Source organism: Janthinobacterium sp. SUN033, assembly GCF_030397595.1.
In the GTDB taxonomy this organism is placed as follows: Bacteria; Pseudomonadota; Gammaproteobacteria; order Burkholderiales; family Burkholderiaceae_D; genus Janthinobacterium; species Janthinobacterium kumbetense.
The window spans coordinates 275,976-300,386 of the sequence record NZ_JAPQNV010000002.1 but is presented as its reverse complement, the minus strand read 5'-3'; the positions used below and the strand labels follow the sequence as shown (position 1 = coordinate 300,386).

Below are 24,411 nucleotides of genomic sequence, written 5' to 3'. Positions count from 1 at the left end.
GCCATGAACCAGGCCGCAATCGCTCCCGCCAATTCCAGTTCTCCTCCTCCCTCCGCCGCGCACGCGCAGGCGCTGGCCATCGAAGGCATGAGCTGCGCCTCGTGCGTGGGCCGCGTGGAAAAGGCCCTGGCCGCCGTGCCCGGCGTGACCCAGGCCAGCGTCAACCTGGCCACCGAAGTGGCCAAGGTCACGTCCGACACGCCGATTCCCCTGGTCACCTTGCAGGCGGCCGTGGAAAAGGCTGGCTACAGCGTGGCGCAGCGCGAAATCGACCTGAACGTCGCCGGCATGACGTGCGCCTCTTGCGTGGGCAGGGTGGAAAAAGCCTTGCTGAAGGTGCCGGGCGTGCTGGCCGCCAGCGTCAACCTGGCCACGGAAAGCGCGCGCATCAAGGTGACGGGCGAGGCTGATGCGGCCACCCTGATCGCCGCCATCGACAAGGCCGGCTATGAAGCCACCGTGCCCGCCGCCAGCCAGGCCAGCGCGCCCCTTGCCGCGCCGAACCGTGACGGCTTGAAAGTGGCGTTCGCGGCCGTGCTGGCTTTCCCCCTGATGCTGCCCATGCTGCTCGAATGGGCCGGCATCCATCTGATGCTGCCCGGCGCTCTGCAATTTGCGCTGGCGACACCTGTGCAATTCTATTTTGGCGCGCGCTTCTACAGGGCGGGCTGGAAGGCTGCCCGCGCCGGCAGCGGCAACATGGACTTGCTGGTGGCGCTGGGCACGAGCGCCGCGTATGGCTTATCCGTCTACCAGTGGCTGACGGCGGGCGAGATGCTGCCGCACCTGTATTTCGAAGCGTCGGCCGTCGTCATCACCCTGGTGCTGCTGGGCAAATGGCTGGAAAGCCGCGCCAAGCGCCAGACAGCCTCTGCCATCCGTGCGCTGCAAGTCTTGCGTCCGGAATCGGCCCGCGTGCGCCGCGACGGCGTGGAAATCGACTTGCCCGTGGAACAAGTCAAAGTGGGCGACCTGGTGGTCATCCGTCCCGGCGAGCGGGTAGCCGTCGATGGCGTGGTGGTGGAAGGCGCCAGCCAGATCAACGAATCCCTGATCACGGGCGAAAGCTTGCCGGTCGATAAGCATCCGGGCGACAAGGTCACGGGCGGCGCCATCAATGCGGATGGCTTGTTGCTGGTGCGCACGCAAGCCGTGGGCGGCGAGACGACTTTGTCGCGCATCATCCGCCTGGTGGAAGATGCGCAGGCGGCCAAGGCGCCGATCCAGCACCTGGTGGACAAGGTCAGCGCCATCTTTGTTCCCGTGGTGCTGGTGCTGGCGCTGCTGACCATGCTGGGCTGGTGGTTCGCCACGGGCGAGCTGGAAAACGCCATCATCAATGCCGTGGCCGTGCTGGTGATCGCCTGCCCGTGCGCGCTGGGCCTGGCCACGCCGACGGCCATCATGGCCGGCACGGGCGTCGCTGCCCGTTACGGCATCCTGATCAAGGATGCGGAAGCGCTGGAAGTGGCGCACGCCGTCAATACCGTCGTGTTCGACAAGACGGGCACCCTGACGGTGGGTAAACCTGCGCTGGCGGCCCTGCATGCGCATGGCATCGACGATGCCCGGCTGCTGCAACTGGCGGCCAGCATCCAGCGCGGCAGCGAGCACAGCCTGGCGACGGCCGTGCTGGATGCGGCAGCCGCGCGCCACCTCGAACCCTTGCCAGCCACGGGCCTGTCGGCCTTGCCGGGGCGCGGCCTGGCGGCCCACGTCGATGGCCTGGAGTTGAAACTGGGCAGCACGCGCCTGATGCAGGAGTTGCATGTAGACATGACGCCGCTGGCGGAACAGGCCTTGTCCCTGGAAGCCACGGGCAACACAATCTCGTGGCTGGCGTCGGGAACGGAACTGCTGGGCCTGTTCGCCTTCAGCGACCAGGTCAAGCCGAACGCGCAGGCGGCCATTGCCCATCTACACAGCCTGGGCATCCGCACGGTGATGTTGACGGGAGATAACCAGGGCAGCGCGGACGCCGTCGGCAAGCTGCTGGGTATCGACACGGTGGCGGCAAAAATGCTGCCGGCCGATAAAACCGCTAAAATTGTCGCGCTGAAAGGCGAAGGGGCGAAGGTGGCCATGGTGGGTGACGGCATCAACGATGCGCCCGCGCTGGCGGCCGCCGACGTGGGCATCGCCATGTCGACAGGCACGGACGTGGCCATGCATGCGGCCGGCATCACCCTCATGCGCGGCGATCCGGCCCTGGTGGCGGACGCCATCGATATCTCGCGCCGCACCTACAGCAAGATACGGCAAAATCTGTTCTGGGCCTTCATTTATAACCTGATCGGCATTCCGCTGGCCGCCTTCGGCTTGCTCAACCCCATGGTGGCGGGCGCGGCGATGGCCTTCAGTTCCGTCAGCGTGATCAGCAATGCCCTGTTGCTGCGCCGCTGGAAAGCCCGCAGTCATACAGGTAGCGTGCATACCAAGGAGCAATAAGGATGAATATCGGCCAGGCGGCAAGCGAGACGGGCGTATCGGCAAAAATGATACGCTATTACGAAAGCATTACCTTACTAAAACCGAGCGCGCGCAGCGACGCCGGTTACCGCATCTACACGCCGAATGATTTGCACGCCTTGCGCTTTATCAAACGCGCGCGGGGCCTGGGTTTTTCGCTGGAACAGATCCGCGAACTGCTGTCGCTGTGGCAAAACGACCAGCGCGCCAGCGCGGACGTGAAAGGCATCGCCCTGGCCCACGTGGCCGACTTGAATCAGCGCATCGCCGAACTGACGGAAATGCGCGATACCCTGGCCCACCTGGCGCAATCGTGCCATGGCGACGACAAGCCCGATTGCCCCATCCTGCAAAGCCTGGGACTGGCTGGCGATCCGGACGCGAAACCATGTTGCCATTGATGTAAATCAACGGAGGTGTGTATGGTCTATGAACTGTACTACTGGCCCACGATACAGGGACGCGGAGAATTCATCCGCCTGGCGCTGGAAGAGGCGGGCGCCGAGTACCGCGACATCGCCCGCTTGCCCGAACACAAGGGGCAGGGCGTGCCCGCGATGCTGGCCTGCCTCGATGGCGACAGCACGCCCCAGGCCGCCTACGCGCCGCCCGTGCTGCGCGACGGCGACATGCTGATCGGCCAGACGAGCAATATCCTGCTGTACCTGGGCCGGCGCCTGGGCCAGGCGCCGCGCGCGGAAAGCGGCCGTTTGTGGCTGAACCAGTTGCAACTGACGATGGCCGACTGGCTGACGGAAGTGCACGACACGCACCATCCGCTGTCGATGAATCAATATTACGAAGAGCAACAGCAGGCGGCCATGCTGCGCAGTGCGGATTTCCGCGCAACACGCTTGCCGAAATTCCTATCCTACTTCACGCAAGTGTTGTTGAGCCGCCGCGGCCCGTATCTGCTGGGTACAAAGCTCACGTATGGCGACCTGTCGCTGTTCCAGATGCTGGCCGGTTTGCACTATGCGTTTCCGCAAGCCATGGCGCGCCTGGCGCCCGAATATCCTGCCTTGTCTGACCTGCATGACGCCGTGGCGGCGCGGCCGAATATTGCCCGTTACCTGAAGTCGAAGCGCAGGATCCCGTTCAATGAAGAAGGCATCTTCCGCCATTACCCTGAACTGGACGGGTAAACAAAAACAGCCGGCGCATTGGCCGGCTGTCGTGTCCTTGCTGTTTATTGCGCGCTGGTAACGGGATAGCCCGCCTCCACGATGGCCGCGCTGATGGCGCCCAGTTCGGCCGGTGACTCCACCGTGACGCGCTTGCTGGCCAGGTCGATCTGCACCTGGGCTTGCGGATCGACGCCTTGCACCGCTTTCGTGACCGAGCCGACGCAATGGCCGCAGCTCATGTTTTCAACTTGTAACTGATACATGGCAAGCACTCCTTGAATGATTAAGTGCTGCCACTGTAAGCCTTCCCCCGATGGTAAGGTCAAGGGGAAAGCTGGCATGTGGATCAATTCAGCAGGAAATCGACGGCTTGCATGGGCGGCGGCACGTTCTCATCCTGCACGGATTCGCGCAGGCTGATTTCAATGCTGCGGCACATGGCCGACAGCGGCAGGTCGTTGGCGTCTTCGCCGAACGGTTCCTCGATCTCGTCGCCCAGCGCATCGAGGCCAAAGAAGGTGTAGGCGACGATGGCGACGACGAACGGCGTCATGAAACCGAGCGAATCGACGAGGCCGAAGGGCAGCAGGAAACAGTACAGGTAGGCCGTGCGGTGCAGCAGCAGCGAGTAGGAGAAGGGAATCGGCGTGCTGCGGATGCGTTCGCACGAAGCGCCCGCGCCCACCATGGCCGAGACCGTGTTGTCGATCTGCGTGGCAAGGATGCTGTCGATGCGGCCTTGCCGGACGCAATCGGCCAGGTCGTGACCCATCTGCAGCATCAGGTAGTCGGACGGGTTCGTGGCCCTGCAGGCCGCTTCCCATTCGGCCGGGCGCAGCAGCGGCTGTAAGTCGGCCGGTCCGCGCGTGTCGCGCAGCTGGTGGCGCAGCGCGTGGCAAAAGGCGATGGTGCGGTAAATCATGCGCACGCGCACGTCCTCCAGGCCCAGCCTGGCGTGGGCCGGGATGTCGCCGCGTATCATGGTCTGGCACTGGCGCGAGAAATTTCGGCTGCGCAACACCAGTTCGCCCCACAGCTTGCGCGCTTCCCAGTAGCGGTCGTAGGCGGCCGTGTTACGAAAGCCCAGGAAGATGGCCAGCGGCAAGCCGATCAGGGTAAACGGGATGGTGGTAAGGATGACCTTGTGGTCGAACAAGGTGCCGTGGCACCACGTGACGAGGGTGGCGATCAGGGTATTGACGATGAGCGTGGTGCGGATGCGCGGCAGGACGGAGCCGCGCACCACCAGGAACAGCCGCAGCGCCGAAGGACGCTCGCGCACGATCATGATGGGCTCCCTGTCGGGTGCTGGGCTGGCGGTGAAAGCCGTGCCCTGTTCTTGTTATTGAAAAACCATTGTGTGGAATGGCAGAGTGGCAAATGCCGGGAACAAAAAGCCCGCAGTGTGTGCGGGCTGAGCTGGGTGTGCATGGGACGCAGTGTAGGGGAGACGGCATGAGTATAGGCCGCCGTCCCGCTTCCCGCCAATTCACAGTGATAATGGATATTATTCATTTCATGAATGAATATTTCATTTGTAAGTTAATGTGTGAATTTCAATTGCCCGCATGCCGCCCTTGCCGCAGCTTCTTGCGGTGTTCCTCTTGCTGTCGTTTCAATGCGGCACTGGCTGCATAGTCGTTGCGGAACCACTTCGGGTTCTTGCTGCGGCCTGGCCATGTGCAATCGGCCAGGTTGGCGATATCGGCGCAGTCGCAGGCACAGTCGCCGCAATCGGGGACCTGGAGATCGCAATACCCTGCCTGCGCCCGATGGCGCGCACTGCGGCCCCTGGCGTGCTGGGGCTGGGTCTGGGACTGGGCCTGGTGCAGGCGGTGGTGTGCGCTGCAGCTGTGCAAGCGGCGCCGCAGCAGGGACAGTCCCGGCCGCAAGCCATGGCGGGCGATGACCTTGCGGCCATACACGGAACAGCTGTCGCGTCCCGTGAGCACGCGGTAGGCGCAGGAAAACCCTTTATGGGGCGACAGATAGCGCTGGTAGGCACCGATCGCCCACAGGGCCAGCTGCGTGCCGCAGGTGTCGAATGAGAAAATGCGCTCTCCTTGGCCGGTCGCGTTTATTGGATGGAATGGTGGTGCGAGCATACGACAGGTCTGCAAAAAAGAATAGCGCCAGCCCACTACATCCCTATGCTTTTCCAGCCATGCCAGGCAAACGCCGCCAGCCACGCCAGCAAGATCGCCAGACCCGGCAGCAACAGCCATTTTGCCGCCGTCTCTTCCCACGCCACAAAAGGTCGCCCACCTCGGGCGATGGCCAGCAGCGCCTGTCCCCCGTTCAAGCCGGCAAACGGCAGCAGGTTGAAGGCGCACAGTTTCAACGAGAACAGGGCGAACACCAGCGCAAAGCCGTGCGTGCGAGCAAAGGTTTCCCCTTCACCCAGCAATTCCTGCGCCGTTGACAACGGCGCCAGCGCGCCATGGACGATTTGTCCGAAGGCCGCGACAAAGCGCTCCCAGCCTTGCGGCCCCATGAGCCAGAGCGCCACGGCCAGCAGCACCGCCACGCCGCTCAGGGGCAGCAGCACCTGTTTCCACAGCGGCTGGAAGTTGTAGGCATCGCGGCAGGGATCGTCGTCGTACAGCGTTTCCTCGCGCGTATCTTTCAGCACCACGTTGCCGGCCAGGGGCAGCAGCCTGACGTGCACCTTCCCCAAGGTCAGCAAGGCGGGTCCCATGCCGTAGCTGATGCTGCGCACGGTAATACCCAAGGCGTGAGCGCACAGGGCCATGATGGAAATGTGGAGGAACATGAAAAGGATGAAGCAGAGCAGCAACTGCAGGGCGGGATGCATCGGGTGAGGTGTCCTGGTGGAATGGAGCGGTATTAGAACATGTCGCAGGGAAAAGTCGCGCACATGAAAAAAGCCCCGCCTGCATCGCTGCAGTCGGGGCTTTCGAATGACCGGGCAGCTTGCGCCGCCCGCTGGAACTTACAGCACTTCGCTGGCGTGGTCGGCCAGGCGCGAACGCTCGCCGCGCGCCAGGGTGACGTGACCGCTGTGGGTCCAGCCCTTGAAGCGGTCGACCACGTAGGTCAGGCCGCTCGAGCCTTCCGTCAGGTACGGCGTGTCGATCTGCGCGATGTTGCCCAGGCACAGGATCTTCGTGCCGGGACCGGCGCGCGTGACGAGGGTCTTGACTTGTTTCGGCGTCAAGTTTTGCGCTTCATCAATGATGAGGAACTTGTTGACGAAGGTGCGGCCGCGCATGAAGTTGAGCGACTTGATCTTGATGCGCGAGCGGATCAGGTCTTGCGTAGCCGCACGGCCCCATTCGCCGCCATCGGAGTCGGACTTGTTCAGCACTTCCAGGTTGTCGTCGAAGGCGCCCATCCATGGCGACATCTTTTCCTCTTCCGTGCCTGGCAGGAAACCGATGTCTTCGCCCACCGGCACCGTCACACGGGTCACGATGATTTCATTGTAGAGCTTGGTTTCCAGCACCTGCGCCAGGCCGGCGGCCAGGGCCAGCAGGGTCTTGCCGGTGCCGGCCTGGCCCAGCAGGGTGACGAAGTCGCATTCCGGATTCATCAGCAAGTTCAGCGCGAAATTCTGCTCGCGGTTGCGCGCCGTCACGCCCCACACATTGTTCTTCGTGTGGCTGAAGTCGCGCAGGGTTTGCAGCACGGCCGTCTTGCCGTTGATCTGTTTCACCTGGCCATAGAACGGCGTTTCGCCGTTTTTCGGTTCCAGGTAGATGAACTGGTTGACCAGCAACGATGGAATGAACGGGCCCGTCACGCGGTAGAAGGTGGAGCTGTAGCCGTTCTTGCTTTCCTGCCACGATTCCATGTCCTTGCCGTGCTTGTTCCAGAAGTCGTCCGGCAATTGCACGATGCCCGAGTACAGCAAGTCCGTGTCTTCCAGCACATGGTCGTTGAAGTAATCTTCGGCTGGCAAGCCCAGGGCGCGCGCCTTGATGCGCATGTTGATGTCCTTCGACACCAGCACGACGGGGCGGCCATCCTGTTCCGACTCGAGCGAGCGCACGACGGCCAGGATCTGGTTGTCGGCCTTGCCTACTGGCAAGCCAGCCGGCAAGTCGGCGCTTTGCAGGCGCGTCTGGAAGAACAGGCGGCCCTTGGCATCCTTGTTGCCCAGCTTGGACAGCAGGATGCCGTGCTCGATGGCGTCGTCATCCGTGTTGCTGATCAGGGCGTCCAGGGTGCGGGAGACCTGGCGCGCATTGCGCGCCACTTCCGTCATGCCCTTTTTATGGTTGTCCAGCTCTTCCAGGGTCATCATCGGCAGGTACACATCGTGTTCCTCGAAGCGGAACAGCGACGATGGATCGTGCATCAGCACGTTCGTGTCGAGCACGAACAGCTTGCTGATGCCGCGCTGGTCGGCGGCGCGGCTGGCGGACGACTTGAGCTGGACTTCGACCGCCTTGTGCTTGGCCGGATGTGGCTGCTCGACTTGCTTGACGGATTTCAGCGGCGTGACCTTGCCCTTGGCTGCCGGCTTGGTTTTCGCGGCAGGAGCAGGGGCTGCGGCCACTGGCGCCGGTGCGGGCGCCTGTACCGGCTTGGCGACCATCAGGGCCGCCACTTGCTTGATCTTCGTGGCCGCATTGCGGACCGGCTTGGCAACTTCGGCGATCGCCGCTTCAATGATCGGTGCAGCCACTTTCTTGGCTGCCGGGGTTTTGGTGGCCGGGCGCGCTGCGCCTGCGGTTGGGTAATCTTGGGTGGCCAGGATGGTGGCTGGCTTGCTCGGTAATTTTGGCAGTGGCATCAGGATCTCAATCAAAAAATTTCTGGAATGAATCGCCCATGGGCAGCCAGCTTCTGGCGGCACTTCTCATGGGGTGGATGCGGGGGAACAACAATGCTACAGGACGAGTAACTGCCGGAAGGCCGGCAGCATGGCCGGTCATGGACGCCATCGGCGGGCTGCAGGCCCGCCTGGCGGAGTGGATGGAGGCGCTTCGTTGACTCAAAATGGCGATAGGTACCGTGAACTGAACTGCGGTTGAACTAAGCTCGCTGGAAGCCGGCAACGCGCATTGGATCAAAATGGACGATCAATTCAGATGCGCTACGAATTCCAGCACTTCTTCCACGTGAGTTGCGACCTTCACGCCTCTCCATTCTTTCACCAATCGGCCCTGGGCGTCAATCACAAACGTACTGCGCTCGACGCCACGGACCGTCTTGCCGTACATCTGTTTCATCTTCATGACGTTAAACAGCAGGCAAACGGCTTCGTCCGGGTCGGAAATGAGCTCGAATGGCAGCTCCAGCTTGGTTTTGAAGCTTTCGTGCGAGCGCAGGGAATCGCGGCTGATGCCGTAGATTTCCACGCCGGCGGCGACGAATTGCGAATACGCATCGCGAAAGGCGATGTTTTCCGTGGTGCAACCAGGGGTGTTGTCCTTCGGATAGAAAAACAGCACCGTGGCCTTGGCCGGGCGGCCCAGCAACTGAAAGGTCTTGCCGCTGGTCATCGCGGCGCTAAAGTCGGGTATGCTAACGAGGGATTGGCTATCAGCCACAGGTTCTCTCCTGAACGGTGATCATCAGCGCTGTTTTTAATCTGGCAACGCATCCAGGTGCAACAATACAGCATTCAGGCCGCTTTGCCCTGCACAATCAGGCGTCCCGAACGGCCTGGCAACTCATCCCAGGTGACGGGACAAACGGGCAAGTCCGTATTTTTTATCTTTTCATAATAATCGCCCATCGAGGCGAACTGGTAGCCCTGGGCTTTCCAGCCAGCCAGCAGTTGTTCGAAAATGGGGGCGAGTTTCTGTCCTTCAAGTTCCGCATGCAAGGTATATACGTGATCGCGCGGATTGTCGGCCGTCAGTGACAGGATATGCGCCGCAACATTGCCGGTGGTGATCAGCTTACCGTCGATTTCGCAGCCCAGCAATTCATCCAGGGTGGGCAGGGTGGTGGGCAATTGCACGCATTGCAAGATCGTGTTGCCGTTGCGCACGCGGTGCGGGCCATTGCTTGGATGCAGCATGGCGCCGCGCGCGTCGAGCATGGCGCGGCCATCGGAGGCAAAGCGGTAGCCGGCCGTGTCGTGTTCGACAAAGGCGCTCACATTCATTTGCCAGCCGGCCGCGCCGTGCGTGTGCGGCTTTGTTCCAAACACTTGTTCGTAGCGGTTGGCGGCCTTGCGCATCATGTTGATGGTCCAGGCGGCGCTGCGCTTGGCCACGTTGTCTTGCCACAGGGTGTGATCCCAGGTGTGGATGCCGCACTCGAAACCGGCATCGCGCACGGCGCGCAATTGCGCCGCGCATTGCTTGCCGATATCGGGTCCCGGCAGCAAAGTGCCGTACATCAATGTTTTCAAGCCGTAGTGCTCGACCACCGAGGTGCGCGATACCTTGCTGAAAAAGCCGGGCTTCAAGGCGCGCCGCAGGGCCCAGCCCGTGTGGTCGGGGCCCAGCGAGAACAGAAAGGTGGCCTTGGCCTGGTGCGCGGCCAGCATGCGCACCAGATTGCCCATGCCTTCACGGGTGCCGCGATAGGTATCGACGTCGATTTTCAGGGTCAGGAACGGCTTGCTCAACATTAATCCATCAGTGCTTTGGCTTGGGCTACCTGGCTGCGGTAGGCGTCGAAAATGTTGCGCAGGGAATCGGCCATGGTGGTGGTCGGCGCCCAGCCCAGCTCTTCGCAGGTATTCGTGATTTTCGGCACGCGGTTTTGCACGTCCTGGTAGCCGGCGCCGTAGTAGGCACCCGAGGTCGTTTCCACGATTTTCACGTGTTTCGCGCCTTCGGCGTATTCCGGGTATTCGGCGGCCAGGGTCAGCATCATGCCGGCCAGGTCGCGGATCGAATAGTTATTGGTCGGATTGCCAATGTTGTAGATCTTGCCGCTGGCGATGCCGTTCTTGTTGGCGATGATGCGGATCAGCGCATCGATGCCGTCGTCGATGTAGGTGAACGCGCGTTTCTGCGCGCCGCCATCGACCAGCGAGATGTTCTCGCCGCGCACGATGTGGCCGAAGAATTGCGTCACCACGCGCGAGGAACCTTCTTTTGGCGTGTGGATCGAGTCCAGGCCGGCGCCGATCCAGTTGAACGGACGGAACAGGGTGAAGTTCAAGCCTTCCATGCCGTAGCCCCAGATCACGCGGTCCATCAGCTGCTTGGCGTTCGAATAGATCCAGCGCGGCTTGTTGATCGGGCCGCAGATCAGTTCCGAGTTTTCCGGGTCGAATTCCTCGTCATGGCACATGCCATACACTTCCGAGGTCGACGGGAAGACCAGGTGCTTGCCGTACTTGGCGGCCGAGCGCACGATCGGCAGGTTGGCTTCGAAGTCCAGTTCGAAGACGCGCAGCGGCTGCTTGACGTAGGTCGAAGGCGTGGCGATGGCGACCAGGGGCAGGATGACGTCGCATTTCTTGACGTGGTATTCGACCCATTCCTTGTTGATCGTGATGTCGCCTTCGAAGAAGTGCATGCGCGACTTGTAGTTGTCATCTTCCAGCAATTCCGTGATGCGGTCCGTGTTCATGTCCATGCCGTAGACATGCCAGTCGGTGGTTTCCAGGATGCGCTTGGACAGGTGGTGGCCGATGAAGCCGTTGACGCCTAAGATGAGGACTTTTTTCATGTGAGATTCTCTTGAGTTAAATCAGTGTGTGCTGACGCGGGTGGTCAGACTTGCTTGCAATTGTTGAGCCGAAATCGGCTCCCCGGCAGCCCTCAGCGCGGAAATGGCCAGCATGCGGCCGTCTCCGCAGACGCCAAAGATGCAATTATCCACTACCGCCAAGCCCGGTGGCAAACTTCCTGCGGAAAGCTTGCTCAAACGGGCTTTTTCGATAATGTAAATGACATCATTGACTTCGGTGAAGGCGCCGGGATAGGGGGGCGCGACGGCACGGTGCAGGTTGTAAACCTGCTGCGCGGGTAACTTCCAGTCTATCCTGCCATCTTCGGGCTTGCGGCCGCCAAAGTAGCCGCCCTGGCGCAAATCGTTGAGCTGGCGCGGCGCCGTGCCGTCCAGCAAGGCCGGCAGCACGTTCCATAGGGTTTGTTCCGCCGCCACGGTGACCTTGCCGAAGACTTCGAAGGCCGTATCGTCGGGCAGGATGGGCACGGCCGTTTGCGCGACGATGGCGCCGGCATCGGGCTTGACCGTCATTTCATGCAGGGTGGCACCCGTTTGCGGGGCGCCATGCAGCACGGCCCAGTTGACGGGCGCGCGGCCGCGGAACGCCGGCAGCAGCGAGCCGTGCATATTGTAGGCGGGCGCGACTTCCAAGATGCTAGCCGGCAACATGTGGCGGTAGTAAAAACTGAACAGCATGTCCGGTGTTGCCGCCTGCACCTGCGCCAGCAACTCGGGCGCGCGGGCGTCCGATGGCGTGATGTACGGGATGCCTTCCGCCTGGCACAGGCTGGCGACGGATTCGAACCACAGGTTTTCCGTGGGGCTGTCTTCGTGCGTGACGACGAGGGCGATGTCGACGCCGCCGGCCAGCAGCACCTTGATGCAGCGCACGCCCACATTGTGGTAGCCGAAGACGACGGCGCGCGGGGCGCCCATCAGCGGCCCACCTGGCGCTTTTCCAGGCGCACGTACGATGGCGCCTCGGCTTCCGCCTGTGTCATGCCGTCCTGCAAGATGGTTTGCACCACGTAGCGGGGACGGGCGCGCACTTGCTGGAAGATGCGTCCCACGTATTCGCCCACCAGGCCGATGCCGAACAGGATCACGCCCATGAAGAAGAAGGCGATGGCGAACAGGGTGAACACGCCTTCGGCTTCCGCGCCCAGCAGGAAGCGGCGTACCAGCAGGAAGACCACCAGCAATGCCGAGCCCAGCGACAGCGCCATGCCCAGCATGGAAAAGATTTGCAGCGGAATCAGCGAAAAGCCCGTGACCAGGTCGAAATTGAGGCGGATCAGGCTGTACAGCGAGTATTTCGATTCGCCGGCCGCCCGTTCCTCGTGTTCGACGATGATTTCCGTCGGCTTGCGGGCAAAGGTGTAGGCCAGTGCCGGCACGAAGGTATTGACTTCGGCGCATTGGTTGACGAGGTCGATCACGTTGCGGCCATACGCGCGCAGCATGTTGCCCTGGTCGGTGATCTTGATATTCGTGATTTTTTCGCGCAGGCGGTTCATCATCTTCGAGGCCAGCGTGCGCCAGGCGGAATCTTGCCGCTTGCGCCGGATCGAGCCCACGTAATCGTAGCCTTCGCGCATCTTCGCCACCAGGTTGCCGATTTCCTCGGGCGGATTCTGCAGGTCGGCGTCGAGCGTGATCATGATCTGTCCGCGCGATGCCTCGAAGCCGGCCAGGATGGCCATGTGCTGGCCATAATTGCCGTTGAACAAGATTACGCGCGTGACGTCCGGGCGCTGGCGGAACTGTTCCGCCAGGATGGGTACCGAATTGTCGCGGCTGCCATCGTTGATGAAGATGATCTCGTAGCTCGTCTGGAGGGCGTCGAGGGCCGGATACAGGCGGGCGAACAGGCTGGCCAGGCCATCTTGCTCGTTGTAGATCGGAATGATAATGGACAGTTCAGGTTTCATCGGCGCGCTGCTCATTTGATGAGAATGGATTTGACGGTGGCGACGGCGCGTTCCACGTCCTGTGTCGTCATGGCGTAGAACATCGGCAAGGTCACGGTCAGGCGGCCGATCTTTTCCGAGACGGGGAACATGCCATCGGTAAAGCCGCGTTCGCGGTACATGGTAAACAGGTGGATCGGTGCGTAATGATAGCCCGTTCCCACGTTTTGCTGCGCCATTTGCTGCATGAAGGCGGCGCGCGTGCCGGGGCCATTGTCGGGCAGGATGATCTGGAACAAATGCCAGTTGCTGTTTTCAAAGTCCTGCACGGGCAGCTGGGCGCCGCTCAGCGCTTCGAAGTCGCTGCCGAACTGCGCGAAATAGTGGCGTGCCAGCGCGCGGCGGTGGGCCGTGATGGCCTCGATATTGGCGAACTGGCCCAGGCCGATGGCGGCCATGATGTCGCTCATGTTGTACTTGCCGCCCAGCACATCGACGTCGATGCCGTCGACGCCGCTGCGCGTCACGCCCTGCAGCCGGTATTTCTCGGCCAGTTTCGCTTCTTCCAGGTTGTTGAGGACGAGGCAGCCGCCTTCGCCCGTGGTGATGTTCTTGTTGGCCTGGAAGCTGAACGAGACGAAGTCGCCAAACGCGCCGATGCGCTTGCCTTTCCAGGTGGAACCGAACGCTTGCGCCGCGTCTTCCACGACCCTTAAATTGTACTTTTCAGCAATCGCGTACAGGCGGTCCATGTCGACGGGCAGGCCGGACAGGTAGACGGGGATGATGGCCTTGGTACGCGGGGTGATGACCGCTTCCAGTTTGTCGAGGTCGATATTCCGGGTGACGGGATCGATGTCGGCGAACACGGGCGTGGCGCCCACTTCGATGATGACGTTGGCCGTCGCGACCCACGACACGGGCGTGGTGATGACTTCGTCGCCGGGGCCTATGCCAGCGATGCGCAGCGCGATTTCCATGGTGCACGTGCCCGAATTGAAGGTGCGCACGGGGCGCCCGCCAAAATACTCGGATAGCTGGGCTTCGAAGGCCTGCACTTTCGGGCCGCTGGTGATCCAGCCCGAGCGCAGCACTTCGCCGACGGCGGCGATGGTCGCTTCATCGATGGTGGGTTTGGAAAAGGGCAAAAAGGGCAGGGTAGAGGTCATGGGGCGCAGTTCTTGGATCTGTATTGTGTCAGGGTATCGGTATCGCCGAGGCTGCCAGTGCCGTCAAAAGGCGCCGGCAGGCATGGCTATTTTATATCGTCAGTATGGCGGCGCAGCCTTTCAGCGGTGAAAAATCCTGCTGATGCAGGGGCGGGGCAAGCTGGCCGGGGGCGCGATCCGTGCAGCCTCGCGCCCCAGTTAAATATTTACTTGTTGGCAACGACCATGCGGCGTGCATCTTCGGCAATCACACGCATGGGCACGCCACGACCCTGCAATTCCTTGTAACGGTACAGGCTGATAATCGCCATGTCGTGCACGCCGGCATTGGCATCGTTCGTCCATTGCGTGATGAAAGGCTCGATGTTCGGGATGGATAGTTCGGGCTGCTGTTTCAGGCCAAACGTAAACTCATCCCAGTAATCGACGAGGATCACGGGCCGCTGCAGGTAATACGTCAGCGACTGTTCGTAGATGCCGACCGAATAGAGCTTGGTATCGGCCGTCAGTTCGGCCTGGATCTGCGGCAGCATGTCGGTGCCTGCGCGGTTCTGGCCATACAGCTCGGAGCCGGCCAGGATGCAGTGCGTGGCCAGGAAACCGGCGCCGGCGATGGTCAGCACCGTCATGTCGCGGCGCAACTGGCGCGCATGCAGCAAGGCCAGGGCGCCGCCGGCCAGGGCGAAGAAGCCGGCCGCCATCAGCCATGGCTGGTAGCCCTTCAGTGCGACCAGGGCTTCCGCGTCGCGTGCGCTGGCCTTGCTGAAGGCGATCGGTCCGCCGATCAGGATGGCCGCGCCCAGCACGCACAGCAGGCCGGCGGCGAACAGGCGCTGGCGGCGCGAGGCCGATTCCAGGTACAGCGCCACCAGCAGGGCCAGCGCCGGGAAGATGGGCACGATATAGCCAGGCAGCTTCGAAGTCGAATAGCTGAAGAAGAAGAAAATGAAGACGGCCCAGACGAGCAGCATCAAGCGGGGCTGGAAGGCGCCTTCCTGGCGCTTGAAGGCGGCGGCCAGGCTTTGCGGCAGCACGCCTATCCATGGCAGGATGCCGGGAATGAGCAGCACCAGGAAGTAATACCAGGCGCCTTCGCGCTTGTGGCCCTTCATCAGGAAGCGCTGGAAATGCTCGTGGATGAAGAAGAAATGCGGCTGTTCCGGATTGCGCAGGGCGACCAGCACGAACCACGGCGTGGCGATGGCAAAGAACAGCAGCAAGCCCTTGACCAGGTGCAGCCGCGTCCAGATGCGCCAGTCGCGCGCGCACAGCGAATACAGCACCAGCACGGCGCCCGGCAGCACGATGCCGATCAAGCCCTTGGCCAGCACGGCCAGCGCCATGGCTGCCCAGCAGGCCAGCATCCAGTTGCGGCGCTCGAACTCCGTGGCGTCGTCGCGCTGGGCGATCAGCAGGCTGCCCAGGGTGAGGGTCATCATGCCCGACAGGCCCATGTCCAGCGAATTGATCTGGCCGGAAGCGAGCCAGAACAGGCTCGATGCCAGCACCAGGCCCGCATACAGGCCCACGCGCGGGCCGAACACTTTCTTGCCCGCGTAAGCCGTCATGCATACGCCGATGATGCCGCACAGGCCAGTCCACAGGCGCGCCTGCCATTCGCCCAGGCCGAAGGCGGCGAAGGTCAGCGCATTCATCCAGGTTTGCAGCGGCGGCTTTTCAAAGTACTTGATGCCGTTCAGGCGCGTGGTGATCCAGTCGCCCGTGACGAACATTTCGCGCGCCATCTCGGCGTAGCGGCCCTCGTCGGGCGGTACCAGGGTACGCACGCCCAGCGCATACAGGGTGACGACGATGAAGATGCCCAGCAGGGACCACATCAGCACCCGCGACGAGTGCAGTTCGTTGACATTGATTTTCATGCGTGCGTGCCTGCGGCCGGGGCCAGGATCAGGGCCAGCGTGACCTTGCGGCCTTCGCCCATGAGGATATTGTAGGTGCGGCAGGCAGCCTGGCTATCCATGCATTCGACGCCGATGCGGCGCATGGTCAGCGCGGCCGTCAGCTTCGGATGCACGAAACGCTGGCGTTCGCCCGTGCCGAGGATGACCACGTCGGGCGCATCGGCCAGGATCTGCGCGAAATGCGCCTCGTTCAATTGCTCGAAACTGGCCACTTCCCACGCCCGCGGGGGCATTTCCGGCATGACGATCAGGCTGTAGTTGTAGGGCTGGGCATTGATCTCCACGCCGTTTTCGTCATAGCCGGTGACAGTCTGGTATTGTTGGGTGCTGCTGGCATGGAGTTTCATGGCGATATCGGGGGCTGGTCGTGTCGGTTGATCGGTGCGCGCGCGGCCAAACTGCGTGCCGCGGCCAAGGGCGTAAGCATGCCATAAATGACAGAAAAGAGCGACTGAAAAGCAATATCCTTTCCAAATTGCAATCTTCGGCGCCACAGAGGGACTGCCTGCTTGCGCCATGGTAATGCTGCCAGATTAAGGGAAGATGAAGATGGCGCGTGCCCGATTGCCGTCCGGAGGCGCCGGCGTGGCAGAATCGGCGTCAAATGCTGGGGTTGGCCATGTTTAATTTGATAAAATGGCCTGTTTTCGGCGAGAATGGTTGTTTTCGCCTTGCAGTCTTTCGCATCGCAGTTTCACGGGTTCATAGTTCTGGCGCGGCTATCATGCTGCAAGTTCTGCTTACCGCGCCGCATCACGACAGGGATTTATTTTGCGACCGATTCAGAAATCGAATAAATTGGCGGATGTCTGCTATGACATCCGCGGCCCGGTCCTGGAAAAATCCAGGCAAATGGAAGAAGAAGGCCACAAGATCACCAAGCTCAATATCGGCAACCTGGCCGTATTCGGCTTCGATCCGCCGGACGAGATCGTGCGCGACATGATGCTCAACCTGCAAAATGCCGCCGGCTATACGGATTCGAAGGGCATGTTCGCGCCGCGCAAGGCCGTCATGCACTATACGCAGGGCAAGAATATCGCCGGCGTGACCATCGATGACATTTATTTGGGCAATGGCGCTTCCGAACTGATCGTCATGTCGATGAACGCCCTGCTCAACAGCGGCGACGAAGTGCTGGTGCCGGCGCCCGATTACCCGCTGTGGACGGCCGCCGTCAGCCTGTCGGGCGGCAATCCCGTGCATTATGTGTGCGACGAGCAGAACGAGTGGTATCCCGACATCGAGGACATGCGCCGCAAGATCACGCCACACACCAAGGCTATCGTCGTCATCAACCCGAACAATCCTACGGGCGCGCTGTACCCGGTTTCCGTGCTGCTGCAGATCGTCGAACTGGCGCGCCAGCACCAATTGATCATTTTCGCCGACGAGATCTACGACAAGGTGCTGTACGACGAAGCCGAGCACGTGTCGATCGCCTCGCTGGCCGACGACGTGCTGTTCATCACCATGAACGGCTTGTCGAAGAATTACCGCTCCTGCGGCTACCGTTCCGGCTGGATGGTGGTCTCGGGCGAAAAGCGCCACGCAAAAGATTACATCGAAGGCCTCAACATGCTGGCCTCGATGCGGCTATGCGCCAACGCGCCGGGGCAGTTTGCCATCCAGACGGCGCTTGGCGGCTACCAGAGCATACAAGACCTGGTGGGGCCCGGCGGGCGCCTGTTGAAACAGCGCGACCTGGCGCACAAGCTGCTGACCGATATTCCGGGCGTCACCTGTGTCAAGCCGAAGGCCGCGCTGTACATGTTCCCGCGTCTGGACCCGGAGATCTACCCGATCGCCGACGACCAGCAGTTTGCCTATGAATTACTGGCCGAAGCCAAGGTCCTGATCGTGCAGGGCACGGGCTTCAACTGGATCGCGCCCGACCATTTCCGCGTCGTCTTCCTGCCCAACTCGGATGACCTGACCGAGGCCATGGGGCGCATTGCGCGCTTCCTCGAAGGCTATCGCAAGCGTCACGGCCGGGGCTGAAGCAGCCAGCAGCAATCTCGATCAACCTGGCGCCGCCCAAGGGAGGCGCCACTTATGAGCAGTCAAGCACAACTATGAAATCCATCAAGATCGGCCTGCTGGGCCTGGGCAATGTCGGTTACGGCACGTTCAGCGTCCTGAAACGCAACCAGGAAGAAATCAAGCGCCGCGCGGGCCGCGGCATTGAAGTCGTCGTCGTCGCCGTGCGCGACGTGGCGCGCGCCGAAGCGCTCGTCGCCGGCGGCTGCAAGGTCGTCAATGACCCTTACCTGATCGTCAACGATCCCGAGATCGACATCGTCGTCGAACTGATCGGCGGCTACGACCTGTCGAAGACCCTGGTGATGCAGGCGATTGCCAACGGCAAGCACGTGGTCACGGCCAACAAGGCCCTGCTGGCCGTGCACGGCAATGAAATCTTCGCCGCCGCCCAGGACAAGGGCGTGATGGTGGCCTTCGAAGCGGCCGTCGCCGGCGGCATCCCCATCATCAAGGCGCTGCGCGAAGGCTTGACGGCCAACCGCATCGAATGGATCGCCGGCATCATCAACGGCACCACCAATTTCATCCTGTCCGAGATGCGCGACAAGGGCCTCGATTTCGCCACCGTGCTGAAACAGGCTCAGGAACTGGGCTACGCGGAAGCCGATCCCACCTTCGACATCGAAGGCGTCGACGCCGCGCACAAGGCCACCATCATGTCGGCCATCGCCTTCGGCATCCCGGTGCAGTTCGACAAGGCCTACGTGGAAGGCATCAGCAACCTCAATGCCGTCGACATCCGCTACGCCGAGCAGCTGGGCTACCGCATCAAGCTGCTGGGCATCACCAAGCGCGCCACCGTCAACGGCGTGGAGGGCATCGAGCTGCGCGTGCATCCGACCCTGATCCCGGCCAAGCGCCTGATCGCCAACGTGGAAGGCGCCATGAACGCGGTGCTGGTGCATGGCGACGCCGTCGGCGCCAGCCTGTACTCGGGCCGCGGCGCGGGCGCCGAGCCGACCGCGTCGTCGGTGATCGCCGACCTGGTTGACATCACCCGCCTGGCCACGGCCGACCCGGAACACCGCGTGCCGCACCTGGCGTTCCAGCCGAACGCGATGACCGATATCGCCATCTTGCCGATGTCGGAAATCACCACCAGCTACTACCTGCGCATGCACGTGGCCGACCAGCCGGGCGTGCTGGCCGACCTGACGCGCATCCTGGCCGAACGCAGCATCTCGATCGACGCCATGCTGCAAAAAGAGCCGGCCGAAGGCGAGACGCATACGGACATCATCATGCTGACGCACCAGACGCAGGAAAAGAATGTCACGGCCGCCATCGAGAAGATGGAAGCGTTAAATAGCGTGGTGGGTACGGTCACCAAGATCCGCCTGGAAAACCTCAGCTGAGCGTTTTCAGGCGATCCATGTAAAACGGCGCCCGCGGGCGCCGTTTTTTCATCCGATGACTATCTTAATGCTGCGGTACGTCGGGCGCGCCGACGGGGCCCACATCCATGCCGTCATAGCTGGCCAGCTGGTTTTCCTGCGCGAACTGCATCAGTTCGCCATTGCGCGCGTGCAGGCTGTCGACGCCATGCACTTCGGCCTTTTCCACGTGCAGCACCCACACGGGTGGCGCCGCCGGATCGTCGAGTTCCGGCTGGTACAGTTCCACGGGGCGGTAGCCCTGCAGCGCCAGCACGGTGGCGGCCTGCTCCAGCGGCTCGGAAGTCGGGTTGGTGAAGTAATAGCCCCACAGCAGCGGCTGGGACAGGTCCCAGGGCGCGTTCTCGGCGATGTTGGCAAACAGTTCGCTTACGTCTTCTTTGGTCATCATGGCAGTGGGCCTTCATTAAAATCTCAGGGCGCGATCTTAACATCGGCGCCCGTGGCACGCCATGCGCGCATAAAAAAACCGGCTGTATAGCCGGTTTTTTATCAGCCGCTAACAACGGCTTGATTCTGATTCGCGCGAGCGTGAATCAGAACTTGTAGCGCAGGCCGATCGACAGCAGGTCGGCTTTCATGTTGCCGCCATCCACGCTGAATACTTTACCGAAGTTCTCGTATTCCGCTACCAGCGACAATTTTTTATCGAAGTGGTAAGCAGCACCGATGCCAAAGACGGCTGCGGTCTTGTTTTTGGAACCATCGAAATCAAAGAAGTCTTTATTGTTACTGGGTTTTGCACGATTTTGCGTTACACCGGCTTTGCCGAACAGCGAAAATTGTTCATTCAATGGCAGGGTGCCGGTGGCTGCCACGTAAAACGCGCTGCTTTCCAGGTTAGCCGATGCATCTTCCCCATACAGTTTCACTTTGCCAAAATTGACGTAGCCAGCTTCTGCGCCGAAGTTGGGCGTGAAATCGTAACCAGCGTAGGCTTTGTAGCCGGTTTTGTGATCTTTTTCCGAACCTTGGCCATCGACGTTCAATTTCAATTCCGAACGACCGATGTTGGCGCCAGCATAGAAACCTTCAGCTTGAGCGAACAATGGGAATGCCAGGGCGGCGCCTACGACTGCTGCAAACAATTGCTTTTTCATATTGATCCTAGATAATTAATGCGGAGAGACTGTCTCGCCGCTTAATGGGAGCCGAATTGTATAGGGATGAATATGTTTATGTAAGGCAATTATTTAAAAAATATTAGAAATAAGCTACGTGTTGTTTTTGGGCAACACTTCGTGTCGAATGACTATCTGTGCAGGCCATCATGCGGCGCCGCCAAAATGCACGCTGACTTTCAATCCGTGGCCATTTTCCGCCGTCGCCAGTTCCAGGCGTGCGCCGTGCAGGGCGGCGATGTCGCGCACGATGGCCAAACCTAGGCCCGCGCCGCCTGGATTGCTCTCGAGCGCCGTGCCGACGCGGTAGAACGGCGTGAATACGCGTTCGCGCTCGGCCGGCGGGATGCCCTTGCCGCTGTCTTCCACCTCCAGCACGGCGCCGTGTTCGTGGCCGTTCCCCGTTTGCGCCGCGCGCACGCGCAGGATCACGCTGCCGCCCTGCGGCGTGTAGCGCAGGGCGTTGTCGACCAGGTTGGCCACCAGTTCATGCAGCAGCAGGGCCTGGCCATGCACGGGCGCTTCGTCGGGCGCTTCCAGAGACAGGTCGATTTGCCTGCCGACGGCGGCCATGGCCATTTCCAGTCCCACCTGCTGCGCCACGTCGCGCAAGGGGACGGTGTCCATCGCCAGGCTGTCGCCGCCATGCTCGATGCGCGCCAGGGTCAGGAGGCGGTTGGCCAGCAGCACGGTCGAATCGGTAGTGGCGGCGATCGAGCGCACGATGTCGCGCAGGGCGGCGATGTCCGGCGGCGTGCCCGCCTGGCGGTCGCATTCGCGCATGGCCAGTTCGGCCTGGGTTTTCAGCACCGTCAGCGGCGTGCGCAACTGGTGCGAGGCGTCGGCGATGAAGCGGCGCTGGCTGGCGATCAGCTGCTGCAGGCGCGACATGGAGCCGTTCATGGCGCTCACCAGAGGGCGCATTTCCTTGTGCACCAGCGTGGGGTCGACGTCGGACAGGTCGGACAGGGTGCGCGTCTCGACTTCCGTTTTCAAGCGCATCAGCGGGCGCAGCACCAGGCGCACGGCAAACCACACGAGGGCGCCCATCACCAGTATCATCGCCGCCTGCCAGCTCAGGGTGTCGAACAGGATCTGGTTCGACAGGCCGCGCCGCGCGTCCAGCGTTTCGGCCACCTGGATCAGGGCGATGCCGCGCATCGAGTCGTCATACACGGGTTGCAGCAGGGCGGCGATGCGGATCGGCTTGCCGTGGTAGTCGGCGTGGTAGAAGCGCACCAGGGCGGGATAATTCTGTGAGCGGGGCACGTTTTTCGGCACGGGCGGCAAGTCGCCATAGCCCGACACCAGTTCGCCATTGATGCCCGTCACCTTGTAATAGATGCGGCCCAGGGTGTCGGTTTCGAAGCTGTCGAGCGCCACGTAGGGTACTTCGGCCACCACCTTGCCGCCCACGATGGAGACGCGCTCGGCCAGCGCCCGCGTCGACGCCAGCAAGGAGCGGTCGTAGGCCATGTCGGCCGCGTCGAGCGCGTTGCGGTAGACAAAGACGGCATCGAGCAGCACCAGCATCACCAGGGGGATGAGCAGCCAGCGCAGCAGCTGGCTGCGCAGGCTGCCCAGCGGCCGGCCTTGCACCCAGCGCCGGCGCAAGCGTTCGTGCATGGGCGGGCGTGGGGGGCGCACGGTCATTTCGGCGCGGCCGGCGCCATGGCGCTGCGCGGCTGCAGCAGGTAGCCGATGCCGCGCAGGGTGGTGATGACGGCGCCGTCGGGCGAGCCGCTTTCCACGCCGCTTTCCAGCTTCTTGCGCACGCGGTGGATGTACAGTTCGATGGCGTCCAGGTTGGCGTCGTCGGCCAGCGCAAAGACTTCGTCGAACAGTTTTTCCTTCGACACGGCGCGTCCCGAGCGCGTGATCAGCGCTTCGAGCACCGCGTGTTCGCGCGGCGTCAGGGGAAACGGGGCGCCGGCATAGCTGAACATGCGCGTGACGGTGTCGAAACTGAGGGCGCCGCAGGTGTGCACGAGGGCTTCATTGCCCTGGCTGCGGCGCAGCAGGGCCTTCACGCGCGCTTCCAGTTCGGCCAGTTCGAACGGCTTGGCCATGTAGTCGTCGGCGCCCAGGTTCAGGCCCTGCACTTTTTCATCCAGGCCGCCGCGCGCAGTGAGTATCATGACGGGAGTCTTGCCGCGCGTGCCGCCGCGCGCGCGCAGGCGGCGCAGCACGTCCAGGCCATCCATCTTCGGCAGGGTCAGGTCGAGCAGCACCAGCGAGTATTCCTGCGTGTGCAGCAGGGCGTCGGCATCGGCGCCGTTGTGGGCGGTCTCCACCGTCAGGTGCGCGTCGCGCAGGGCCTTTGCCAGCCAGTGCGACAGCTCCAGATGGTCTTCCACTAATAATATGCGCATGGTCTCCGCCATTCGTTGAAATGGATGCAGTGTAAGCCTGCCGGCGCCGCGCCGACAGGGGCGGCAATGAATATGTTTGCCCCCTTTGTGGCTGGCTGGCGACACCTGTCAGTCTGAAAGCGAATTGAAAGGATCGCGCTCATATAGTGTGATCCTGATTCATGAAATTGATCAGGCATATCACTAATAACTATATCTAAGGGAGATACTCTACATGAAGAAGACCGCATACTCGCTGGCCGCTCTGGCTGTCCTGGCCGCCGCTGGCAGCGCCCAGGCACAATCGAACGTCACGCTGTACGGCCGCCTGGACGCCGGCGTCAGCACCACCAGCAACGCCGGTCCGAACAAAAGCTCGATGACGCAAGTGAGCTCCGGCGGCATGAACACTTCGCGCTGGGGCATCCTGGGCAGCGAAGACCTGGGCGGCGGCCTGAAAGCTGTCTTCAACCTGGAAGGCGGCATCCTGGTCGACACGGGCGCGGCCGACGGCGCGCTGTTCAAGCGCCAGGCCAATGTGGGCCTGGAAGGCGCGTTTGGCCGCGTCGTGCTGGGCCGTTCGTTCACCACCGTGTATGACTTCGTGCTGCCGTTCGATCCAATGGCCTATGCGCCGTTCTATTCGTGGGCCACTTCGGCCAACGCGACGGGCCCGAGCAAATACGGCATGACGACGGCCTTCGACAACATGGTCAAATACTCGGGCAAGACGGGCGACTTCAGCTACGGCGCATCGTACGGCTTCGGCGAGCAGTCGACGGGCAACTCGGACAGCGCCAAGCTGTCGACGGCCGTCACCTACAAGACCGGTCCTGTCAGCCTGCTGGCCACGTATGAGCAGGTGAACGGCAATGCCATCGCCGGCGGCGCGCGCGACAAGACCACCGTGTACCACCTGGGCGCCATGTATGACGACGGCCCGTGGAAAGTGCAGGCGGCGGCGCGCGACTACAAGCTCGATCCGGCTGCCTCCGGCAAGGCCGACGTACGCGGCACCCTGTACTGGGGCGGCGTCAGCTACAAGACCACGCCGGTGATCACCCTGACGGGCGTGATCTACTACCAGGACGTGAAAAACGTGGCCGCCAACCTCAATGCCGATCCGATCATGTACGTGGCGCGCGTGCGCTATGCCCTGTCCAAGCGCACCGACCTGTATGTGGCCGGCGCCTACGCCAAGGCCAAGCACAACCAGCTGGTCAGCCTGTCGCGTGACGATGCCGGTTTCGGCGACACGCAGCGCGGCCTGATCGCCGGCATCCAGCACCGCTTCTAA

At 62.0% G+C, this 24,411-nt stretch carries 23 protein-coding genes; 6 read left to right on the top strand and 17 right to left on the bottom strand.

Going from position 1 to position 24,411, the window contains the following annotated elements:
* Positions 1-3: 3 nt before the first annotated feature.
* Genes OX460_RS09960 through OX460_RS09950 form a run of 3 tightly spaced genes read left to right on the top strand, consistent with a single transcriptional unit; the run spans position 4 to position 3,614 of the window.
* Positions 4-2,448 carry a heavy metal translocating P-type ATPase gene (locus tag OX460_RS09960; RefSeq protein ID WP_289898555.1) on the top strand — a complete coding sequence of 815 codons (2,445 nt, stop codon included), beginning with the start codon at positions 4-6 and terminating at the stop codon, positions 2,446-2,448.
* Between the two features lie 2 nt (positions 2,449-2,450).
* The gene (gene cueR, locus OX460_RS09955; protein ID WP_289898554.1) at positions 2,451-2,870 is read left to right on the top strand and encodes a Cu(I)-responsive transcriptional regulator; all 420 of its coding nucleotides are present in this window, start codon (positions 2,451-2,453) and stop codon (positions 2,868-2,870) included.
* Positions 2,871-2,891: 21 nt separating this feature from the next.
* Positions 2,892-3,614, top strand: a complete 723-nt coding sequence (locus OX460_RS09950) for a glutathione S-transferase (protein ID WP_289898553.1) — start codon at positions 2,892-2,894, stop codon at positions 3,612-3,614.
* Positions 3,615-3,658: 44 nt separating this feature from the next.
* On the opposite strand, the gene OX460_RS09945 is transcribed toward OX460_RS09950, so the two are convergent.
* The 13 genes from OX460_RS09945 to OX460_RS09885 all read right to left on the bottom strand — a co-directional run bounded on the left by OX460_RS09945 (position 3,659) and on the right by OX460_RS09885 (position 16,552).
* Positions 3,659-3,859, bottom strand: a complete 201-nt coding sequence (locus OX460_RS09945; protein ID WP_077407505.1) for a heavy-metal-associated domain-containing protein — start codon at positions 3,857-3,859, stop codon at positions 3,659-3,661.
* Positions 3,860-3,942: 83 nt separating this feature from the next.
* Positions 3,943-4,884: a bestrophin family protein gene (locus OX460_RS09940; RefSeq protein WP_289898552.1), complete on the bottom strand. Its 942-nt coding sequence runs from the start codon at positions 4,882-4,884 to the stop codon at positions 3,943-3,945.
* A gap of 268 nt (positions 4,885-5,152) precedes the next feature.
* Positions 5,153-5,701 carry a membrane protein insertion efficiency factor YidD gene (gene yidD / locus OX460_RS09935; RefSeq protein WP_289898551.1) on the bottom strand — a complete coding sequence of 183 codons (549 nt, stop codon included), beginning with the start codon at positions 5,699-5,701 and terminating at the stop codon, positions 5,153-5,155.
* A 35-nt stretch (positions 5,702-5,736) separates the two neighbouring features.
* Positions 5,737-6,411, bottom strand: a complete 675-nt coding sequence (locus tag OX460_RS09930) for a site-2 protease family protein (RefSeq protein ID WP_289898550.1) — start codon at positions 6,409-6,411, stop codon at positions 5,737-5,739.
* A 138-nt stretch (positions 6,412-6,549) separates the two neighbouring features.
* On the bottom strand, positions 6,550-8,355 hold the full coding sequence (locus tag OX460_RS09925; RefSeq protein WP_099667012.1) for a PhoH family protein: 1,806 nt from the start codon (positions 8,353-8,355) through the stop codon (positions 6,550-6,552).
* A 289-nt stretch (positions 8,356-8,644) separates the two neighbouring features.
* On the bottom strand, positions 8,645-9,115 hold the full coding sequence (locus OX460_RS09920) for a peroxiredoxin (RefSeq protein WP_092606418.1): 471 nt from the start codon (positions 9,113-9,115) through the stop codon (positions 8,645-8,647).
* A gap of 74 nt (positions 9,116-9,189) precedes the next feature.
* Positions 9,190-10,149, bottom strand: a complete 960-nt coding sequence (locus OX460_RS09915) for a polysaccharide deacetylase family protein (RefSeq protein ID WP_289898549.1) — start codon at positions 10,147-10,149, stop codon at positions 9,190-9,192.
* Complete coding sequence (locus OX460_RS09910) at positions 10,149-11,201, bottom strand: bifunctional UDP-4-keto-pentose/UDP-xylose synthase (RefSeq protein WP_070290550.1); 1,053 nt, start codon at positions 11,199-11,201, stop codon at positions 10,149-10,151. Before OX460_RS09910 ends, OX460_RS09915 begins: the two co-directional genes overlap by 1 nt.
* Before the next feature lie 21 nt (positions 11,202-11,222).
* Positions 11,223-12,140: a formyltransferase gene (locus tag OX460_RS09905; RefSeq protein WP_251350448.1), complete on the bottom strand. Its 918-nt coding sequence runs from the start codon at positions 12,138-12,140 to the stop codon at positions 11,223-11,225.
* A complete protein-coding gene (locus OX460_RS09900) occupies positions 12,140-13,135 on the bottom strand; it encodes a glycosyltransferase (protein WP_251350449.1) in 996 nt (331 codons plus the stop codon). The genes OX460_RS09905 and OX460_RS09900 overlap by 1 nt, the downstream gene beginning before the upstream one ends.
* An 11-nt stretch (positions 13,136-13,146) precedes the next feature.
* The gene (locus tag OX460_RS09895) at positions 13,147-14,283 is read right to left on the bottom strand and encodes a DegT/DnrJ/EryC1/StrS aminotransferase family protein (protein WP_289898548.1); all 1,137 of its coding nucleotides are present in this window, start codon (positions 14,281-14,283) and stop codon (positions 13,147-13,149) included.
* A gap of 206 nt (positions 14,284-14,489) precedes the next feature.
* The gene (locus OX460_RS09890) at positions 14,490-16,163 is read right to left on the bottom strand and encodes a glycosyltransferase family 39 protein (RefSeq protein ID WP_099667016.1); all 1,674 of its coding nucleotides are present in this window, start codon (positions 16,161-16,163) and stop codon (positions 14,490-14,492) included.
* The gene (locus tag OX460_RS09885) at positions 16,160-16,552 is read right to left on the bottom strand and encodes an Mth938-like domain-containing protein (protein ID WP_289898547.1); all 393 of its coding nucleotides are present in this window, start codon (positions 16,550-16,552) and stop codon (positions 16,160-16,162) included. The genes OX460_RS09890 and OX460_RS09885 overlap by 4 nt, the downstream gene beginning before the upstream one ends.
* A 424-nt stretch (positions 16,553-16,976) precedes the next feature.
* Between OX460_RS09885 and OX460_RS09880 the strand changes: the two genes are divergently transcribed.
* Positions 16,977-18,206, top strand: a complete 1,230-nt coding sequence (locus OX460_RS09880) for a pyridoxal phosphate-dependent aminotransferase (protein WP_076566854.1) — start codon at positions 16,977-16,979, stop codon at positions 18,204-18,206.
* 74 nt (positions 18,207-18,280) lie between these two features.
* Positions 18,281-19,603 carry a homoserine dehydrogenase gene (locus OX460_RS09875; protein WP_289898546.1) on the top strand — a complete coding sequence of 441 codons (1,323 nt, stop codon included), beginning with the start codon at positions 18,281-18,283 and terminating at the stop codon, positions 19,601-19,603.
* Between the two features lie 64 nt (positions 19,604-19,667).
* Here OX460_RS09875 and OX460_RS09870 read toward each other — a convergent pair whose 3' ends face one another.
* From OX460_RS09870 to OX460_RS09855, 4 genes are all read right to left on the bottom strand, one after another.
* The gene (locus tag OX460_RS09870) at positions 19,668-20,033 is read right to left on the bottom strand and encodes a ribonuclease E inhibitor RraB (RefSeq protein ID WP_099667020.1); all 366 of its coding nucleotides are present in this window, start codon (positions 20,031-20,033) and stop codon (positions 19,668-19,670) included.
* Between the two features lie 145 nt (positions 20,034-20,178).
* The gene (locus tag OX460_RS09865) at positions 20,179-20,742 is read right to left on the bottom strand and encodes a porin family protein (protein ID WP_289898545.1); all 564 of its coding nucleotides are present in this window, start codon (positions 20,740-20,742) and stop codon (positions 20,179-20,181) included.
* A gap of 168 nt (positions 20,743-20,910) precedes the next feature.
* On the bottom strand, positions 20,911-22,389 hold the full coding sequence (locus OX460_RS09860) for a sensor histidine kinase (protein WP_289898889.1): 1,479 nt from the start codon (positions 22,387-22,389) through the stop codon (positions 20,911-20,913).
* A gap of 23 nt (positions 22,390-22,412) precedes the next feature.
* Positions 22,413-23,135: a response regulator gene (locus OX460_RS09855; RefSeq protein WP_077409227.1), complete on the bottom strand. Its 723-nt coding sequence runs from the start codon at positions 23,133-23,135 to the stop codon at positions 22,413-22,415.
* A gap of 214 nt (positions 23,136-23,349) precedes the next feature.
* Here OX460_RS09855 and OX460_RS09850 point away from each other — a divergent pair, with 214 nt between their 5' ends.
* Positions 23,350-24,411, top strand: coding sequence for a porin (locus OX460_RS09850; protein WP_099667023.1), 1,062 nt, complete (start codon positions 23,350-23,352; stop codon positions 24,409-24,411).